Consider the following 16,253-nt stretch of genomic DNA (forward strand, 5'->3'; position numbering starts at 1 on the left):
AAGCGGTTTTAGCGCTGTTAAACTAACCCGACAAAAATACTACAACAACGTAGGGTTGCGTGGTCGATTGGCCGAAGCAATCTTCATTTGAACGGAACAAGTATGCGTACCAGTCAATATATTTTAGCGACTCAAAAAGAGACGCCTGCAGATGCAGAAGTGATCAGCCACCAGCTGATGTTACGTGCGGGCATGATCCGCAAGTTAGCCTCAGGTTTGTACACCTGGTTACCCTCCGGCCTGAAAGTGCTGCGTAAAGTAGAGAACATCGTACGCGAAGAGATGGATAAAGCCGGTGCCATCGAAATGCTGATGCCCATCATCCAACCTGCGGATCTGTGGCAGGAATCTGGCCGTTGGGAACAATTTGGTCCGGAACTACTGCGCATCAATGACAGACATAACCGTCCATTTGCGCTGGGTCCGACACACGAAGAGGTGATCACCGATCTGGTACGCCGTGAAGTCAGCAGCTACAAGCAGCTACCTCTGACTTTGTACCAGGTTCAGACTAAAGTACGCGATGAAGTACGCCCTCGTTTTGGTGTGATGCGCGCGCGCGAATTTACGATGAAAGATGCCTACTCCTTCCACCTGGATGAAGCATGTCTGGAAAAAACCTATCAAGTAATGCACCAGGCTTACTGTAACATCTTCGAGCGCCTGGGACTGGATTACCGCCCGGTTATCGCAGATACCGGCTCTATTGGTGGCAGCGTATCACATGAATTCCACGTTCTTGCTGAATCTGGTGAAGATGCCATTGCATTCAGCACCGACAGTGATTATGCCGCTAACATCGAAAAGGCCGAAGCCGTTGCGCCATCAGAGTCTCGCCCTGAGTCTTCGAAAGAACTGAATACTTTCGATACGCCTGAAGCAAACACCATTGCCGAACTCAAAGAAAAGCACGGTGTTAAACCACACCGTGGTGTTAAAACACTGATCGTCTACGGTGCACCGAACGAAGACGACCAGCGTGGTCTGGTTGCTCTGATCCTGCGTGGCGACCATGAGCTGAATGAGCTCAAAGCAGAAAAACTGCCACTGATAGACGCGCCGCTGGAAATGGCCAAAGAAGAAGACATAGTTGCAGCCATTGGCGCTAAGCCAGGTTCATTGGGCCCGGTTGGTCTGAACATGCCAGTTATCGTTGATCGCAGCGCTGCGGTAATGGCCGATTTCGTCGCAGGTGCAAACCAAAATGGCGTGCACTACAGCGGCATCAACTGGGATCGTGATGTCACAGATTACACGGTTGCTGACATTCGCAATGTGGTTGAAGGCGATCCAAGCCCGTGTGGCAAAGGCACGCTACAAATCAAACGCGGCATTGAAGTGGGTCATATTTTCCAGCTTGGAACTAAGTACTCAGAAGCCATGAGCGCGGGTGTATTAGGTGAAAGCGGTAAAAACCAGGTGATGACCATGGGTTGCTATGGTATTGGTGTATCACGTATTGTCGCTGCTGCGATTGAGCAAAACAACGACGATTACGGGATCAAGTGGCCTCAGGCTATCGCCCCATTCGAGCTGGCGATTGTGCCAATGAACATGCACAAGTCACATCGTATTCCGGATATTGCACAGAAGTTCTATACCGATCTGCAAGCGGCCGGCGTCGAGGTGTTATTCGACGACCGTAAAGAGCGCCCGGGTGTGATGTTTAACGACATGGAGCTACTTGGTGTGCCATACACGCTCGTGATTGGTGAGCGCAACCTGGATAACAACCAGGTTGAACTGAAAAACCGCCGTACAGGTGAAAAACTCATGCTGGACATCGATTCTGCCGTTGCAGAAATTGCCAAGGCACTGGGTAAATAAACCTTCAGACAGAGCGTACACAGTTGCGCTCTGTTTCTCTCTTTGCTGTCATAATAGCTTCTCGTAACTGCCCTGCTTTTGTCATCCGCCGTCTCTAACTTAGGGCTTATTACGCTCGAGAACATGGCTATGACACAAACCTACTATCCGACAATTTGGATCTCCGATGTCCACCTTGGCTACAAAGACTGTAAAGCCGATTTCCTGCTGGACTTTCTTAACAGTACTCGCTGCGATACCTTATATTTGGTTGGCGACATCGTTGACCTTTGGTCTTTAAAACGTCAGTTCTTTTGGCATCCAAGTCACTATCAGGTGCTGGAGTGTATTCAGCGCAAAGCCGAAAATGGCACCCGGGTTATTTATATCCCTGGCAATCACGACGAAACCTTTCGCAGTTATGTGGGTAAAACGCTGTTTCACGTCGAAGTGCACAAAACTTACGTACATACTACGTCAGCGGGTAAGCGGTTCTTACTTTTACATGGCGATGACTTTGATTCCGCAACCCGATATAACAAACTAATCAGCATTATCGGCGACGCGGCCTATGACTTTTTGCTATTTCTTAATCGCTGGACTAACCGGATCCGAAGATTATACGGTGGTCATTACTGGTCTTTAGCTTCCTGGCTGAAAAACCGCGTCCATAAAGCCCGTGAAGCCATTCATGCCTTTGAACAAGCCGCCGTACACGAAGCCAAAAAGCACGGTGTCGATGGCATCATTTGTGGCCATATCCACCAACCAAGAATCTCGGTTATGGATGGCATCGTATATTGTAACGATGGTGACTGGATTGAGAATTGCACAGCGCTGGTTGAAAATGAGCAAGGCCGCATTGAGCTACTGCATTGGTCAGACATTAAGAAAGTGCTGACCGTCGTTGAACCGGAAGCCAGTTCGCCGCAAGATGTGAAAGCCGCTTAAGCAACTAGCATGGATAAAGTCTGCGTTTATCCATGCTAGCCCGTCGCTTTATCTGAATAATACCTCTTCACGGCTAAACCAGCGCACACAGCATGCCAGTAGCGCGGCTGCGAGCAGGATTGAAGCTAGGAAAATCATACCCACGGCCTGGTAGTCCACCGTTCCTTTGACTATTTCTTTAATCGCCAGCGCAACATTTGTGATAGGGATCCAGGCGGTTTTGGCATTTAACGCCATGTTAGGTAAAACAGACACCACGATGGGCACAAACACCAACATGCTCAAAGGCCCCATATAATTTTGTGCCTCTTTGAAGCTACGCGCATAAATCGAGATCGCCAATACCAAAGATGACAACATCATGGCCACAGGCAACAGCAATGCAAAAATAAGTAAAAAATCCCATTGAGTGACACTCGCAAAAGCACTCAGGATAGGATCAAGCGCCCCAAAGCCGCTGGCTAAACCAATCCAGATTGACATGCTGGATACAGTCACCAAAGCGCAGGCTATAGAGCTGATCAATATAGTGAGGAACTTACCTAAAACCAGCTGAGTACGAGTCAATGGTGTCAGTAGCAACGTCTCCAGTGTACCACGTTCTTTTTCACCTGCACCGAGGTCGATAGCCGGGTAACTGGCTCCCATTAGTACCAGCGGGATCAGCATATAGGGAATAAAAGCACCGATTTTCTCGCCAATATTTTCTCGCCGATCAGCGGTGTCCACTTTTTCCATCAGCACAGGCTGAAGCACCGCGCCTTGCTTATCGGTATCCACACCGAGCTCACTGAGCGCTTGCTCCGTCAGTTTGGCAGAATAGGTATCAATAACCTTTTTTATCCTACTATAAATGTAATTGATCGACTGCGCATCATTAAAAACCACCTGAAACCGGCTCTGTTCGCCTTGAGCTAACTGTTTGTCTGGCGCTGCCGGGATATAGATACCCACATCGATAATGCCCTGCCTGACTGCGTCACGCAATGCGGAGACACTATCAAGCTGAGCCTCTCCTTCGTATCGTTTAAAGCTGCGGTGGTAGAACAAGGTGTCGGAAAAAGTAGGTGCGTAGTCTTCGTTGACTACAAAATAGGTATGGACTTTTTGCTCAGCTTCGAGTGCTGCCTTAGAAGTTAAAAAAGCCACAAAAGCGAACAACACAGGAAAGATTACAATGGGCAGCGCAATCACAAAGAACAAGGTTTTTCTATCTCTAAGCAGCTCTCGAAGCTCCTTGAACATGACCTCAAACATCTTGTGCCTCCCGAACAATGTTTAAAAACGCCTGATTAAGCTCCCTATTCTTTCCTTGCTCACGAAACGTCGCCAAATCTCCGTCAAAACAACTGACACCTTTATCAATCACACACACCCGATCGCACAACATATCCACTTCATCCAGATGGTGAGTAGAAAAAATAACGGGTGTGCCCTGTTCTTTTAACTGCCTGATAAATGTCAGCACGGTTTGTTTGGTCATGATGTCCAGACCTGTTGTCGGCTCGTCCAGAATAACCACCTGGGGTTCATGCACCACGGCCCTGGCGATATTGGTTTTTTGCTTCATTCCGGTTGACAGGCTCTCTGCCCGCTTATCAAGAAATGAGGTCATATCCAGTGTCTCATACAACAGCTCACAACGTGCTTTCAATGATTTGCCTTTAAGCCCGTGTAATCTGGCAAAGTACTCGACGTTTTCTTGCGCACTCAGTCGCCCATATAACCCCGTTGTACCAGACAAAAAACCGATACTACGCCGCCCGTGAAGCGGTTTTTTAACGATATCCTGTCCACCGACAAAGATTGCACCACTGTCAGGTGTAAGCGCAGTAGATAGCATCCTGAGGGTGGTGGTTTTGCCCGCACCATTAGGCCCAAGTAACCCAAGTACCTCCGCCTGCTGGCATTGAAACGAAACAGACTCGACAGAATGAAAATAACCATTGCGTTCTCGAGGATCGCTACTGGTTTTATTTTTGTTGTGCTCCTTGCTGAGCTTGAAGCGTTTTTTTAAACCTTCAACCTGTATCACTGAGTATCCTTTTTCTTAACCGGCTGCCGCTTGGGGCGAAAGTAGTCGGTATCACTGTAAAAAGCCAGATCCTGTTGCCCCTGATACCATTGTGGGATCCCAAGCAAGGGTAATGGCGACATCTGTTGGTTATTATCTAACAGCCCTTGACGCTCTATCATATTAACCAGTTTCTGGTCCAGATGGCGATACTGAAGTTGCAAAGGCAGATGATAAAAGGCTTCATCAACTTCGATACAAACCACTTTACCCGTTAAACCGATAAAGGGCTTGGTCAGCATTTCATAATTCGCATGACCAAAGGTAAATGGCAACAGATTATGATGCCACATCGCACCGTATTCATAGAAAACCTCCTGCCACTGATGCGCTCTTAACGCACTTTGCCAGCTCAAGTCAGGTATCGCGAGCACGACACCACATTCGTCAAACAGAGTCAGGGCATTGCGCTTTTTACTACGTTGCTTCAGGCCGTGCTCTGCGATTTCCTGCATATGCAAACGGTTAAGCAAAGACTTAGTTTGCGGAAAGAGACACCAAATCAGGGCACCAAAAAAGTCGTGCCAGTTGTTTTCACGGGTCGGAATGCGATGGGTTTGCGCTATGATCTCCTCGTAATACAAAGTTTCGCTTTCCAGCTCACTGTTTGGTGTAAACACAATGTCGCGACTTTGCGTGCTATCTTTTTGTTCATTCAGCCAAGTGAAAGATGGCCAGTCTGAATGATGACTGAGTGCAAACAACTCTTCTAAATGCTCAAATGGCGCCTGATTGAACAGGTCTGCATGCCAGTGTTCTGGCGCGGTAAATTTATTCATATTGCCGGTTTATCTTTCTCTGGCATAAATCAAAGCAGCCATTTTACCTCAGCGAGCCGCCTTATCCCAGCCGACTTTGTTCAGTAATTGTACAAACCCGTCAATTGTCGCCAAAAGTCGAAATATCAATACAAATAACGTTATACTAACGGCGTATAACAACAAGCGAAGATAATAACACTATGAAACTAAAACTAGCGCTAAGCGCACTTTCTGTTGCTGTGTTAGCTGGCTGTATGGCGACACAAACTAACCAGCCAGGCGACGTAAATGCCGCTTATAACAGCATCAATGCAGAGCAACTGGCCGGACATATCAAAACCCTGGCCTCTGATGAATTTGGCGGTCGAGCACCGTCTACAAAAGGTGAAGAGCTGACCCTCGCTTACCTGAAAAAGCATTTCACAGAGCTTGGCTTTCAGCCGGGTAATGGCGATAGCTTCTTCCAGGAAGTACCTCTGGTCTCAATCGAAGCCGATCCAAACATGACGCTGAGCATTGGTGGAAAAGACTACGAATACAAGAAAGACATGGTAATGGGTACGGGTCGCATCAGCAAACTGGAGTCTATTAAAGACTCTGAGCTGGTATTTGTCGGCTATGGTGTGAACGCTCCGGAGTATGGCTGGAACGATTATGAAGGCCTGGATGTGCGCGGAAAAACGGTTGTCATGCTGGTCAATGACCCGGGCTTTGCACGCAAAGACCCTGCGCTGTTCACCGGTGAAGCCATGACCTACTACGGTCGCTGGACTTATAAATATGAAGAAGCGAGCCGTCAGGGAGCAGCTGGTGCAATTATCGTTCACGAAACAGCACCTGCCTCTTATCCCTGGAGTGTTGTTGAGAACTCCTGGAGTGGTCCTCAGTTTGGCTTCCAAAAAGAAAACAACAACATGGATCGTGTCGCGGTAGAAGGCTGGGTTACTAGTGACGTTGCCAAAGAGCTATTTGCTAAAGCCGGTCTGGACTTCGCGCAAGCGAAAGAAAAAGCCGCAGCCGGCGCATATCACGTCGATATGGGCGATTTGACCGCGTCTGTTACCGTGAAAAGCAAGATCAGTACGTCAACGTCTTATAACTTCATCGCGACTTTGCCTGGCGCAAAACACAGTGATGAGCACATCATCTATTCTGCGCACTGGGACCATTTAGGCACTGATCCTAACCGTAAAGGTGATAAGATCTACAATGGCGCGCACGATAATGCAACCGGCACGGGTGGCATGATCGAAGTGGCGGAAGCATTCAGCAAGCTACCCGTGAAACCAGACCGCTCTATTACTTTCCTGGCGGTTACCGCGGAAGAACAGGGCCTTTTAGGTTCCAAGTTCTATGCAGCGAACCCGGTGATTGCAGCCGACAAAACAGTTGCTAACATCAATATGGACAGCCTGAACCTGCTGGGTAAAGTGAAAGACATCAGCGTCGTCGGTATCGGCAAATCATCACTGGATGAGATGCTGGAAACGGCTGCTAAAGAGCAAGATCGCGTTGTTTCTGGTGATCCGCGCCCAGCTGCTGGCGGCTACTACCGTTCAGATCACTTCGCCTTCGCTAACATGGGTGTGCCGGCAATGTATGCTGGCGGTGGTACAGAAGCGCGCAATGAGGCCACAGCACAATATCGTAAGCGCATGAGTCTGGTTCTACGTGGTTGTTATCACCAACCGTGTGACCGTTACCGCGATGAGTGGGATCTGAGCGGTGCAGTACAAGATCTCCAATTGTTCTTCCAGGTCGGTTATGACATTTCACAACAAAGTGAATGGCCAACCTGGAAAGCAACCTCGGAGTTTCAGCGCAACAAATAAATACAAATGATATTGATTTTCATTTAATAACATTTTAAAGTGCAACTGTGTTTTCAACCGGTTGCACTTTTTATGCTCTCACAATCCTACTCTGTCACAACCAGAGGTAAATCAGCGCTCTCTTCCTTTATAGCAAACAAGCGATTATTGCTTCCCTTGCTAGTCTGTCTGGCGATTTTATTCGAACCTCTCCGTGAGCTGACTATCGCCACACTTGCAGATGCGTTTTTTCAGGTAAGCGTATTTGTTGCCGGCACACTCGCTATTTATTACTTTCTGGTCGACCGACTGCCGCAACTTGAACTCAGCTATCTTAAAGCGAAATCCCCGGCACTGGAAATCTCTATGGCCGCAGTACTTGGCGCTCTGCCTGGCTGCGGTGGCGCCATCATAGTGGTTACTCAATTTACGAAAGGCCAGGCAAGCTTTGCGTCAGTGGTCGCCGTACTGACTGCAACCATGGGGGATGCGGCTTTTTTGCTTCTGGCTAAAAAGCCAATTGAGGGACTTACAATCATCACTTTGGGTATTGCCGTAGGCATAGTCAGTGGTTTAGTCGTTAACCTGTTACACAAACCCGGGTTTTGCCAACCCGATGCGCAGAGTAAAAATGTGATTGAATGTAAAGCGCCGTCTAGTGCTATCCGTTTCAGTGAACCTGTATGGCGTTGGGTACTTCTCCCTTGTCTGATGATAGCTTTGCTTATCGCATTTAACACCGATTTAGGCATACTGACACAGCCCGTTGAACTGGCTGGTGCGGCACTTGCCCTGTTTGCACTCACAATCTGGGCGTTGTCTTCTAAAGGTCAAAGTTATCGGGAAGTCACTGCGGAAGATGATGAGCAAGATCCCCCTTCCAAGCTTGCCAAGGTGATCCACGATACGCATTTTGTCACGGCCTGGGTTGTCGCCAGTTTTATGCTCTATGAGTTGTCTGTCGCTCTCTTTGGCTTAGATCTGGCTGCTTGGTTTTCCCAATACGCCGTTTTCGCCCCGCTTATCGCAATAGCCATTGGCATGCTACCAGGTTGTGGCCCTCAGATAGTGGTAACCAGCTTATATATTCAGGGAGTTTTACCTTTTAGTGCACTGGCAGCCAACGCGGTGGCAAACGATGGAGACGCATTGTTTCCGGCCCTGGCACTCGCCCCCGGCGCTGCGGTCGTGGCCACACTCTACTCGGCCATACCGGCACTGTTTGTGGGTTATGGGCTATATTACTTTGCCAATCTGTAATTTCACCCTTTGTCCGAAAGATTTGCTAGACAGGCACCCAGTGGTGCCTGTTCAAACATAAACAACCAAAGATCATTGCTCTGTACTTTGACTAAGTGCAATCTCAGCGCCACCAGATAAGCATTCGGCGCAAGCTTCTTTATCCCTGAGGCTCAGCCTGAAAAACCTTCAACACGTCAGCTCATCGCGCTCGAGACGACTCCATAATCACATAATAAGAACAGGTTCATAGCTACTAAGTTAATAGGTACTGATCTTGACTATTTAGCTTCAGGTTACTGATGCTATGTACAGTTAGGCACTCTGCCCCATTAGCAGCAACGGTAGAGAGCGCAATGGGTTTAACGCAGAGTAAAACAATCGGGTCTACACGCGCCATTTTGAGGCCAATATGGTGCACCGATACAAGAAGATAAGAGATTAGTAGAAGGATTTAAATACAAAAAAACAAAGCCCCATCGTAGGGGCTTTTGACCTTGCTTAGTCATTAGATATTTATAGGAATTTAGGTTTTGTACATGTTGCGGTTATCTATGGCCTCTCGCCATCCCCCCAACCATTCTGATCTGTGCTCTACTTGCTGATATGGACATAAATCTTTGGACCGGCCCGCTAAACCTGCTTTGAATCCCTGGGCATGTGCTCTTTCTAAACGGTCTCTTTTCTGTCTCTTCATAGGTAAATTCCTCACCTTTCATATTTTTCGAGTTGCTTTCGTCTTAACGACATCCACATTTAATAAATAGTTAATAAATTCGTAAATATCAATCCGTACGAAACACGACAGGGTCCTCTGTACACTTTGATTCAGTGCTTCGCCGCAGGCTGCCTGACAGCCGATAGCTCGAATTTCATCTAACTACTAACATTTTTACTATTGCATATGGTTAAACAACGGCCGACTGTGAACGCGCTTTTTCGCCAGACACAAGTCGACTAATTCAGGATTGGCCAAACCTTCAAAAACAATAAATCATATATCGTTTTCACATGCAACAAGCGAACGATGACTGGCAAGTAACAAATATGGGGAAAGAGAAGATTAATGCAGAAAATAAAGATAACCCTTAAAAGTCATCTTATTCTAGTGAAATATTAGATTGTTCATTAACAAATCAGCGTAAAAAAACATTCATTAATTTGTAATAAAAAAGGCCACTAGAATGCGGCCTTAGATCAACGCGTTAAGCGTTTTACTGAATTTTTTCAAGACCGCCCATGTACGGTCTCAATACAGTTGGTACGACAATAGAGCCATCTGCTTGTTGATAGTTTTCCAATATTGCGACCAAAGTACGGCCAATCGCCAAACCTGAACCATTTAGTGTATGCAGTAACTCAGGCTTTTTCTCACCAGCACGGCGGAAACGCGCTTGCATGCGGCGCGCCTGGAAGTCCTGCATATTTGAACAAGAAGAAATTTCACGGTAAGTGTTTTGCGCAGGCAACCAAACTTCAAGGTCATAAGTTTTTGCTGCACCAAAGCCCATGTCGCCGGTACACAAGACGACTTTACGATAAGGCAGTTCCAGTGCCTGCAAAATGCCTTCAGCATGGCCTGTCAGCTCTTCCAACGCAGCCATCGAATCTTCAGGCTTAACCAGCTGTACTAACTCTACTTTATCGAACTGATGCTGACGGATAAGACCACGTGTGTCACGACCATAACTGCCCGCTTCACTTCTGAAACATGGCGTATACGCAGTCATGCGAACTGGTAGCTCTTTCTCGTCGAAAATTTCGTCGCGTGCGCAATTGGTCAGAGGTACTTCGGCAGTAGGAATTAGGCTGTAGCCGTCCTGGTCTTCGCTTAATGCTTCCGTATGAAACAAATCTTCAGCAAACTTAGGTAACTGTCCCGTGCCGTACAAGCTTGCCTTGTTAACCAGGTAAGGCACACACATTTCGGTATAACCGTTTTGGTCTGTATGCGTATCCAGCATAAATTGCGACAATGCACGGTTAAGACGAGCAATACCACCACGCATTACCGTAAAGCGAGAGCCACTAAGCTTTACGCCGGTTTCAAAATCCAGGCCTTTACCTAACGCCTCGCCCAGGTCAACGTGATCTTTAACTTCAAAGTCAAACGCTTTTGGCTCGCCCCACTTGCTCACCTCAACGTTTTCACTTTCATCTGCGCCAACTGGAACATCTTCGGCAGGTAAATTTGGTAAGGTTGCAGCAATATCTTGCAACTGAGCCAGCACTTCATCCTGCTCTGTTTTTGCGGCACTTAGCTGATCACCCAGATCAGCAACAGCATCCAGTAATGGCTGAACGTCTTCACCTTTTGCTTTAGCCTGGCCTATCGCTTTGGAACGGCTGTTACGCTCACTTTGCAGTTCCTGCGTTTTGGTCTGAAGTGTTTTTCGTTTTTCTTCCAGCGCGTTAATAGCAGCCACATCGAGCTCAAAGCCACGTTTTTTCAAACGCTCTGCTGCTTCCTCAATGTCCTGACGTAAATACTTTGCATCTAACATAGTTTATTCTTTTAACCTTTTTGCATGACTAAGCACAGGCCTATCCAGGCCATGAAAATACACATCACGACATTCAACACTATATTAAGTACCATTTTCATTATCTGGCCTTGCTGAAGTAACAGCAAAGAATCCATAGAAAAGGTAGAAAATGTCGTTAAAGCACCCAAGAAGCCAATCCCGACCAAACTTTTAGCCGGAGATACTTCAATGACCTGCTTATCAATTAATCCGTAGAGAATGCCCATCAACAGTGAACCCAGAATATTAACGGTCAACGTACCAAAAGGGAATCCCTTACCCAAGAGTTTTAAGGTGATATCACTAATAAAAAAGCGCAGGCAGGCGCCAAATGCGCCACCGGTCGCAATCATCAGGTAAGTTTTAATCAAATCCATCAGTGATTGTCTTCATCTTGATAGCGTTTCTGGACACTTTGTTCATTCAAAGAACGCAAGTAACGGAGTTTTTCAGAAATTTGTTTCTCTAACCCTCTGTCACTGGGCTCATAGTAACGACGCTGCTGTATATCTGCAGGGAAGTAACATTCACCAGCGGCAAACGCCCCCGGTTCATTGTGTGCATATCGATACTCCTCACCAAAACCGAGTTCTTTCATCAGCTTGGTGGGAGCATTACGCAGATGCTCTGGCACCGGAAGGTCAGGATCGCTGGCGGCATCCTGCTTAGCCTGATTGAACGCCATGTAGACGGCATTACTTTTGGCCGCACTGGCCAGGTAGATAGTTGCCTGTGCGATGGCCCGCTCTCCTTCACTAGGACCAACCCGGTGATAGATATCCCAGGCATTCAGTGCCACTTGCATGGCACGTGGATCGGCATTGCCTATGTCTTCAGTCGCAATCGCAAGTAATCGCCTGGCTACGTAAAGCGGATCGCCACCACCAGCAAGGATCCGACAATACCAATATAACGCGGCGTCCGGATCGCTACCCCGCACAGATTTATGAAATGCTGAGATCAAATCGTAATATATATCCCCGCCCTTATCATATTTCGCCAGGTGCGACGGTAAGACTTGTTTTAGTACCGCTTCATCTACTAACACTTGCCCTTCACCATTGGCACCCAGATCAATGGCTTGTTCAAGCAGATTGAGCGCTTTTCTGGCATCGCCATCCGCAGCACGAGACAATGCATCTATCACGGCATCATCCAGTGTAATTTGCAGGCTGCCAAGCTCTTTGTCCTGAGTCTGTGCCTGACGCAGTACCTGAGTAAGCTCATCGAGACTAAGCGGCTTTAAGGTATAGACACGTGCGCGGGATAAAATCGCATTGTTCAGGGCAAATGAAGGGTTTTCAGTGGTAGCACCAATAAAGATAAACGTACCGTCTTCGATATGTGGCAAAAAGGCATCCTGCTGTGACTTATTGAATCGATGGACTTCATCAACAAACAAGATTGTACGAGTACTACTTTGGCTTAGGCGATTCTTCGCATCGAGCACTTGCTCACGGATCTCCTTCACGCCTGCTGTAACCGCAGATAACTTGCACAATTGTGCATTCGCATGGTGCGCGATGATCTCAGCAAGTGTGGTTTTACCTACCCCGGGAGGCCCCCACAAAATCAAACTATGGCAACGTCCCTGAGCAATAGCCCGACGCAACGGACTATCAGCACCAAGAATATGACTTTGCCCAATGTAACCGTCTAAGTTGGACGGTCGCATTCTCGCCGCCAAAGGCCTGACATCGGGCGCAAAATCAAAACCCAGGTTAGTCACTTTGTGTCTGGTCGTCGACGACCACCCCTTCTGGGATCACAAACTTAAACTGCTCGGCATCCACCGGACCATTGATCTGTGCCTCGCTGAACTTAAAGCTGGAGATCTGACCTGAAGAATCTGTGACGTTCAACTGGCCAATTTTCAGGCCACCATCAGCAAACAAAACATCCAACCGCTCCACCTGAGCACCGGACTGAATGGGCTCAATACGATAGCCACCAGAAATTTCTGAAACCTGGTATTTCTGCCATTGCTTTGGATCTTGTGTCGTCAGCAATACAAAGGGCGTTGTGTCTATCAGACCAAGTGTATTAAGAATCGTTGCTTGCTCAGCAAAGCTGTCAAAATAAACCGTACGAAGCCCATCTGAAACTAGTAAAGTTTCATCGGGCTCATTCTGTTGCCAGCGTATTTTAGCAGGATATTGCAGTACTATTTCGCCCTTACCGGATTGGATAAGGTGTCCGTCCTGATCAATCACACTTTGCTCAAACTCGGCCCGAAAGCTCTCCAGAGCTTTTAACTTATCTTTCAAAGACTGTGCAGCAACACTAACCGTTTGCGTTGCGTTCGTTTGCGTTGCATATACTGCCGGATTAGCTCCGACTATACATAAAGCCAGAATAAGTGGTTGTAACTTCATTAATTCGCTCCACCTTTGGGCACCAGTACTTCTCTGGCACCATTATGCCCTGGCGCACTGACGACGCCGGACATTTCCATTTGTTCAACCAGGCGAGCCGCGCGGTTATAACCAACGCGTAATTTTCGCTGAACGCTAGACACTGAGACCTTACCGGTTTCAATGACAAACGCCACGGCTTCATCATAGAGTGGGTCGGACTCCTCGTCTTCCCCCTCACTTGCCTCGCCTGGCAGTAAAATATCTTCTGTGGCTTCGCCACACAATATGTCATCGATATAGTTGGGTTTACCGCGGGCTTTCCAGTCACTGACGACCGCATGTACCTCATGGTCATCAACAAATGCGCCATGAACACGTATCGGTACACTGGTGCCTGGTGGTAGATATAGCATGTCACCCATACCCAACAGGTTTTCTGCACCTTGTTGGTCCAGTATGGTACGCGAGTCGATTTTACTCGATACCTGAAACGCCATCCGGGTTGGGATATTGGCCTTGATCAGGCCGGTGATCACATCCACGGAAGGTCGCTGCGTCGCCAGCACAAGGTGGATCCCTGCTGCACGCGCTTTTTGCGCGATACGGGCAATTAACTCTTCTACCTTTTTGCCCACAATCATCATCATGTCGGCAAATTCATCGATCACTACAACAATACTCGGCAGCTTATCCAGCTCTTCGGGCTCGTCTGCCATGCCATCCGTGTCTTTAAACAAGGGGTCCAGAATTGGATGACCAGCTTCCTTTGCATCCAGGATCTTCTGGTTGTAGCCCTTCAGATTTCGCACGCCAAGCGCTGACATCAGCTTATAACGACGTTCCATTTCACCCACACACCAACGCAACGCATTGGCTGCTTCTTTCATATCCGTGACCACCTCACACAGCAAATGCGGAATGCCCTCATACACCGACAATTCAAGCATTTTAGGGTCAATCATAATCATGCGTACGTCTTCAGGTGGTGATTTGTACAACAAGCTTAATATCATAACATTAACGCCGACTGACTTACCTGAACCTGTTGTACCGGCGACAAGTAAGTGAGGCATTTTAGCCAAATCGGCCACCACCGGCTGCCCGGCAATATCTTTGCCCAGTACCATGGTCAGTGGCGAAGCATTTTGCTCAAACTTAGGGGCGTTTATCACTTCTGATAAACGCACGATTTCTCGATTTTTATTTGGTAGCTCCAGACCCACAAAAGTCTTGCCCGGAATAACTTCAACCACACGCACACTGACGGCTGACAGAGAACGCGCCAAATCTTTCGCAAGGCCGGTGATCTTAGCAACTTTGATTCCAGGTGCCAGATCCAGCTCAAAACGTGTAACAACCGGTCCCGGATAAACTCCCATAACCTTAGCCTGAATATTGAAATCCAATAGTTTGGACTCAACAAGTCGAGATACCGCTTCGAGCTCTTCTTCGGAGATCGGATTTTTCGCTTTGTCTGGTCTGTCTAGCAAGTCGAGTGACGGCAAAGGATCTTTCGGAGGTTCAGCTTCCAATAAAGCTTCAAATTGCTCTTTGGCGCTAGGTGGTGGCTGATAACCTGATGCAGGTTTTTCCTTCGGCTTTAATGGCCGTGCAGGTGATACCACTTTGGTTTCAACAGGCGCAGGAGTATCGTCCAGTGCATTCAGTGCCGCTACCGTATCAAACGCTTCATCGTCGACCGCAGAGAAGTTAATTTCCTGCTCAAGAATGTCATCCAGCTCATCGAACACGCAGGGCGCTACGGCAATATCATCGTCATTGGCCATCGCTAAATCGCTTGCCTCAGCTTGCCGTATCTCGGGTTCGGGCTGAGGCGCTGGTTTTGCGCCAAACAACTTATCTTTTAGCTTTTGAGGCTTACTCTTATTGGACTGTTGATCAGTATCCGAAATTTGCTCGACGGGATCAGGGGTTGTGACCTCAACCACATCTTCTATAACCTGCTCACTGGCTTCGGCTTCAACTTGCGCAGCTGCTTGATTGCGCTCAGCACTTTCGACCAGCGTAGCATTATTCGGCAGACCAGCGTCTTTGCTACCTTCTTTACCATCACTTAGCGTGACCGCCGACTTGGGTTCGCTACGATGTTTTATTTTGTCGAAACACCATTTACAGAACGCAACCACTTTTTCGCCAATATAGTCGACAAATTCAACCCAGGATACCCCTGTTAACAGGGTCAGACCGGCAAAGAAAAAGCACAATAACAAGATCGTGGTTCCAGTAAAGTTAAATGCAGGCATCATGGCACTGGCGACCACATCCCCCACTACCCCACCGGAAGAAAAATTATAAATATCATCAAAATTGATGCTACTGATAGCACTGGCTGATGTGATAAATAACGTGCCGCCTATCAGTCTCAGTCCCAAAGTTGTGTAGTCTAACTGCAGTAGCTTATGTGGTTTTTTGAATAACAGATAGCCAAACAACTGAATGACAGCCGGCACTAAAAATGCCAGCCAGCCAAAGCTGAGTAATAAGATATCAGCAACCCAGGCACCAGCAGCACCTGTGACGTTGTTAACCTTAATAAACTCGCCTGTTTGCGTCCAGGCGGGGTCTGCCGGGTCAAAGCTGATAAGTGCGCACAGCGTAAATATCGCTGCCGCCGTACTGACAATCAGGCCAGTCTCCAGCAGGCGCTGAATACCATTTAAGCGCATTATGTAATACCTAAATACTGTTTCGTTAATTCTAACATGACT

Annotated in this window: 13 protein-coding genes; 4 read left to right on the forward strand and 9 right to left on the reverse strand. The window is 47.7% G+C overall.

The genetic code is table 11. The annotated features are described in order from the left end of the window. The first annotated feature begins 102 nt into the window (after window positions 1–102). The gene (locus CWC22_RS10015; protein WP_138538213.1) at window positions 103–1,827 is read left to right on the forward strand and encodes a proline--tRNA ligase; all 1,725 of its coding nucleotides are present in this window, start codon (window positions 103–105) and stop codon (window positions 1,825–1,827) included. Window positions 1,828–1,956: 129 nt separating this feature from the next. Then, window positions 1,957–2,757, forward strand: coding sequence for a UDP-2,3-diacylglucosamine diphosphatase (locus CWC22_RS10020; RefSeq protein WP_125559612.1), 801 nt, complete (start codon window positions 1,957–1,959; stop codon window positions 2,755–2,757). 48 nt (window positions 2,758–2,805) lie between these two features. Here the strand turns inward: CWC22_RS10020 and CWC22_RS10025 are convergent, their stop codons facing one another. From CWC22_RS10025 to CWC22_RS10035, 3 genes are read right to left on the reverse strand one after another with little or no spacing between them, the layout of a single operon-like run. Further along, window positions 2,806–4,014, reverse strand: coding sequence for an ABC transporter permease (locus CWC22_RS10025; protein WP_125559614.1), 1,209 nt, complete (start codon window positions 4,012–4,014; stop codon window positions 2,806–2,808). Then, entirely contained in the window at window positions 4,007–4,792 is a 786-nt protein-coding gene (locus tag CWC22_RS10030) for an ATP-binding cassette domain-containing protein (protein WP_138538212.1), read from the reverse strand. The genes CWC22_RS10025 and CWC22_RS10030 overlap by 8 nt, the downstream gene beginning before the upstream one ends. Beyond that, entirely contained in the window at window positions 4,789–5,610 is an 822-nt protein-coding gene (locus tag CWC22_RS10035) for a DUF3025 domain-containing protein (protein ID WP_138538211.1), read from the reverse strand. Before CWC22_RS10035 ends, CWC22_RS10030 begins: the two co-directional genes overlap by 4 nt. Before the next feature lie 182 nt (window positions 5,611–5,792). Between CWC22_RS10035 and CWC22_RS10040 the strand changes: the two genes are divergently transcribed. Both CWC22_RS10040 and CWC22_RS10045 read left to right on the forward strand, forming a co-directional pair. After that, window positions 5,793–7,424 (forward strand): M28 family metallopeptidase, encoded by a 1,632-nt coding sequence (locus CWC22_RS10040; RefSeq protein ID WP_138538210.1) that lies wholly within the window; start codon window positions 5,793–5,795, stop codon window positions 7,422–7,424. A gap of 72 nt (window positions 7,425–7,496) precedes the next feature. After that, complete coding sequence (locus tag CWC22_RS10045) at window positions 7,497–8,663, forward strand: putative manganese transporter (RefSeq protein WP_138538209.1); 1,167 nt, start codon at window positions 7,497–7,499, stop codon at window positions 8,661–8,663. A gap of 505 nt (window positions 8,664–9,168) precedes the next feature. Here the strand turns inward: CWC22_RS10045 and rmf are convergent. From rmf to CWC22_RS10075, 6 genes are all read right to left on the reverse strand, one after another. Then, entirely contained in the window at window positions 9,169–9,339 is a 171-nt protein-coding gene (gene rmf / locus CWC22_RS10050; protein ID WP_010384607.1) for a ribosome modulation factor, read from the reverse strand. A gap of 517 nt (window positions 9,340–9,856) precedes the next feature. Then, a complete protein-coding gene (gene serS, locus CWC22_RS10055; protein WP_010384605.1) occupies window positions 9,857–11,146 on the reverse strand; it encodes a serine--tRNA ligase in 1,290 nt (429 codons plus the stop codon). 11 nt (window positions 11,147–11,157) lie between these two features. Then, window positions 11,158–11,544, reverse strand: coding sequence for a fluoride efflux transporter CrcB (gene crcB, locus CWC22_RS10060; protein WP_418949219.1), 387 nt, complete (start codon window positions 11,542–11,544; stop codon window positions 11,158–11,160). Then, window positions 11,544–12,896 carry a replication-associated recombination protein A gene (locus tag CWC22_RS10065; RefSeq protein ID WP_125559624.1) on the reverse strand — a complete coding sequence of 451 codons (1,353 nt, stop codon included), beginning with the start codon at window positions 12,894–12,896 and terminating at the stop codon, window positions 11,544–11,546. The genes crcB and CWC22_RS10065 overlap by 1 nt, the downstream gene beginning before the upstream one ends. Further along, window positions 12,889–13,542: an outer membrane lipoprotein chaperone LolA gene (gene lolA / locus CWC22_RS10070; protein WP_138538208.1), complete on the reverse strand. Its 654-nt coding sequence runs from the start codon at window positions 13,540–13,542 to the stop codon at window positions 12,889–12,891. The genes CWC22_RS10065 and lolA overlap by 8 nt, the downstream gene beginning before the upstream one ends. Next, on the reverse strand, window positions 13,542–16,211 hold the full coding sequence (locus CWC22_RS10075) for a DNA translocase FtsK (protein ID WP_138538207.1): 2,670 nt from the start codon (window positions 16,209–16,211) through the stop codon (window positions 13,542–13,544). Before CWC22_RS10075 ends, lolA begins: the two co-directional genes overlap by 1 nt. Window positions 16,212–16,253 lie beyond the last annotated feature (42 nt).

Source organism: Pseudoalteromonas rubra, from assembly GCF_005886805.2.
Lineage (GTDB): Bacteria > Pseudomonadota > Gammaproteobacteria > Enterobacterales > Alteromonadaceae > Pseudoalteromonas > Pseudoalteromonas rubra_D.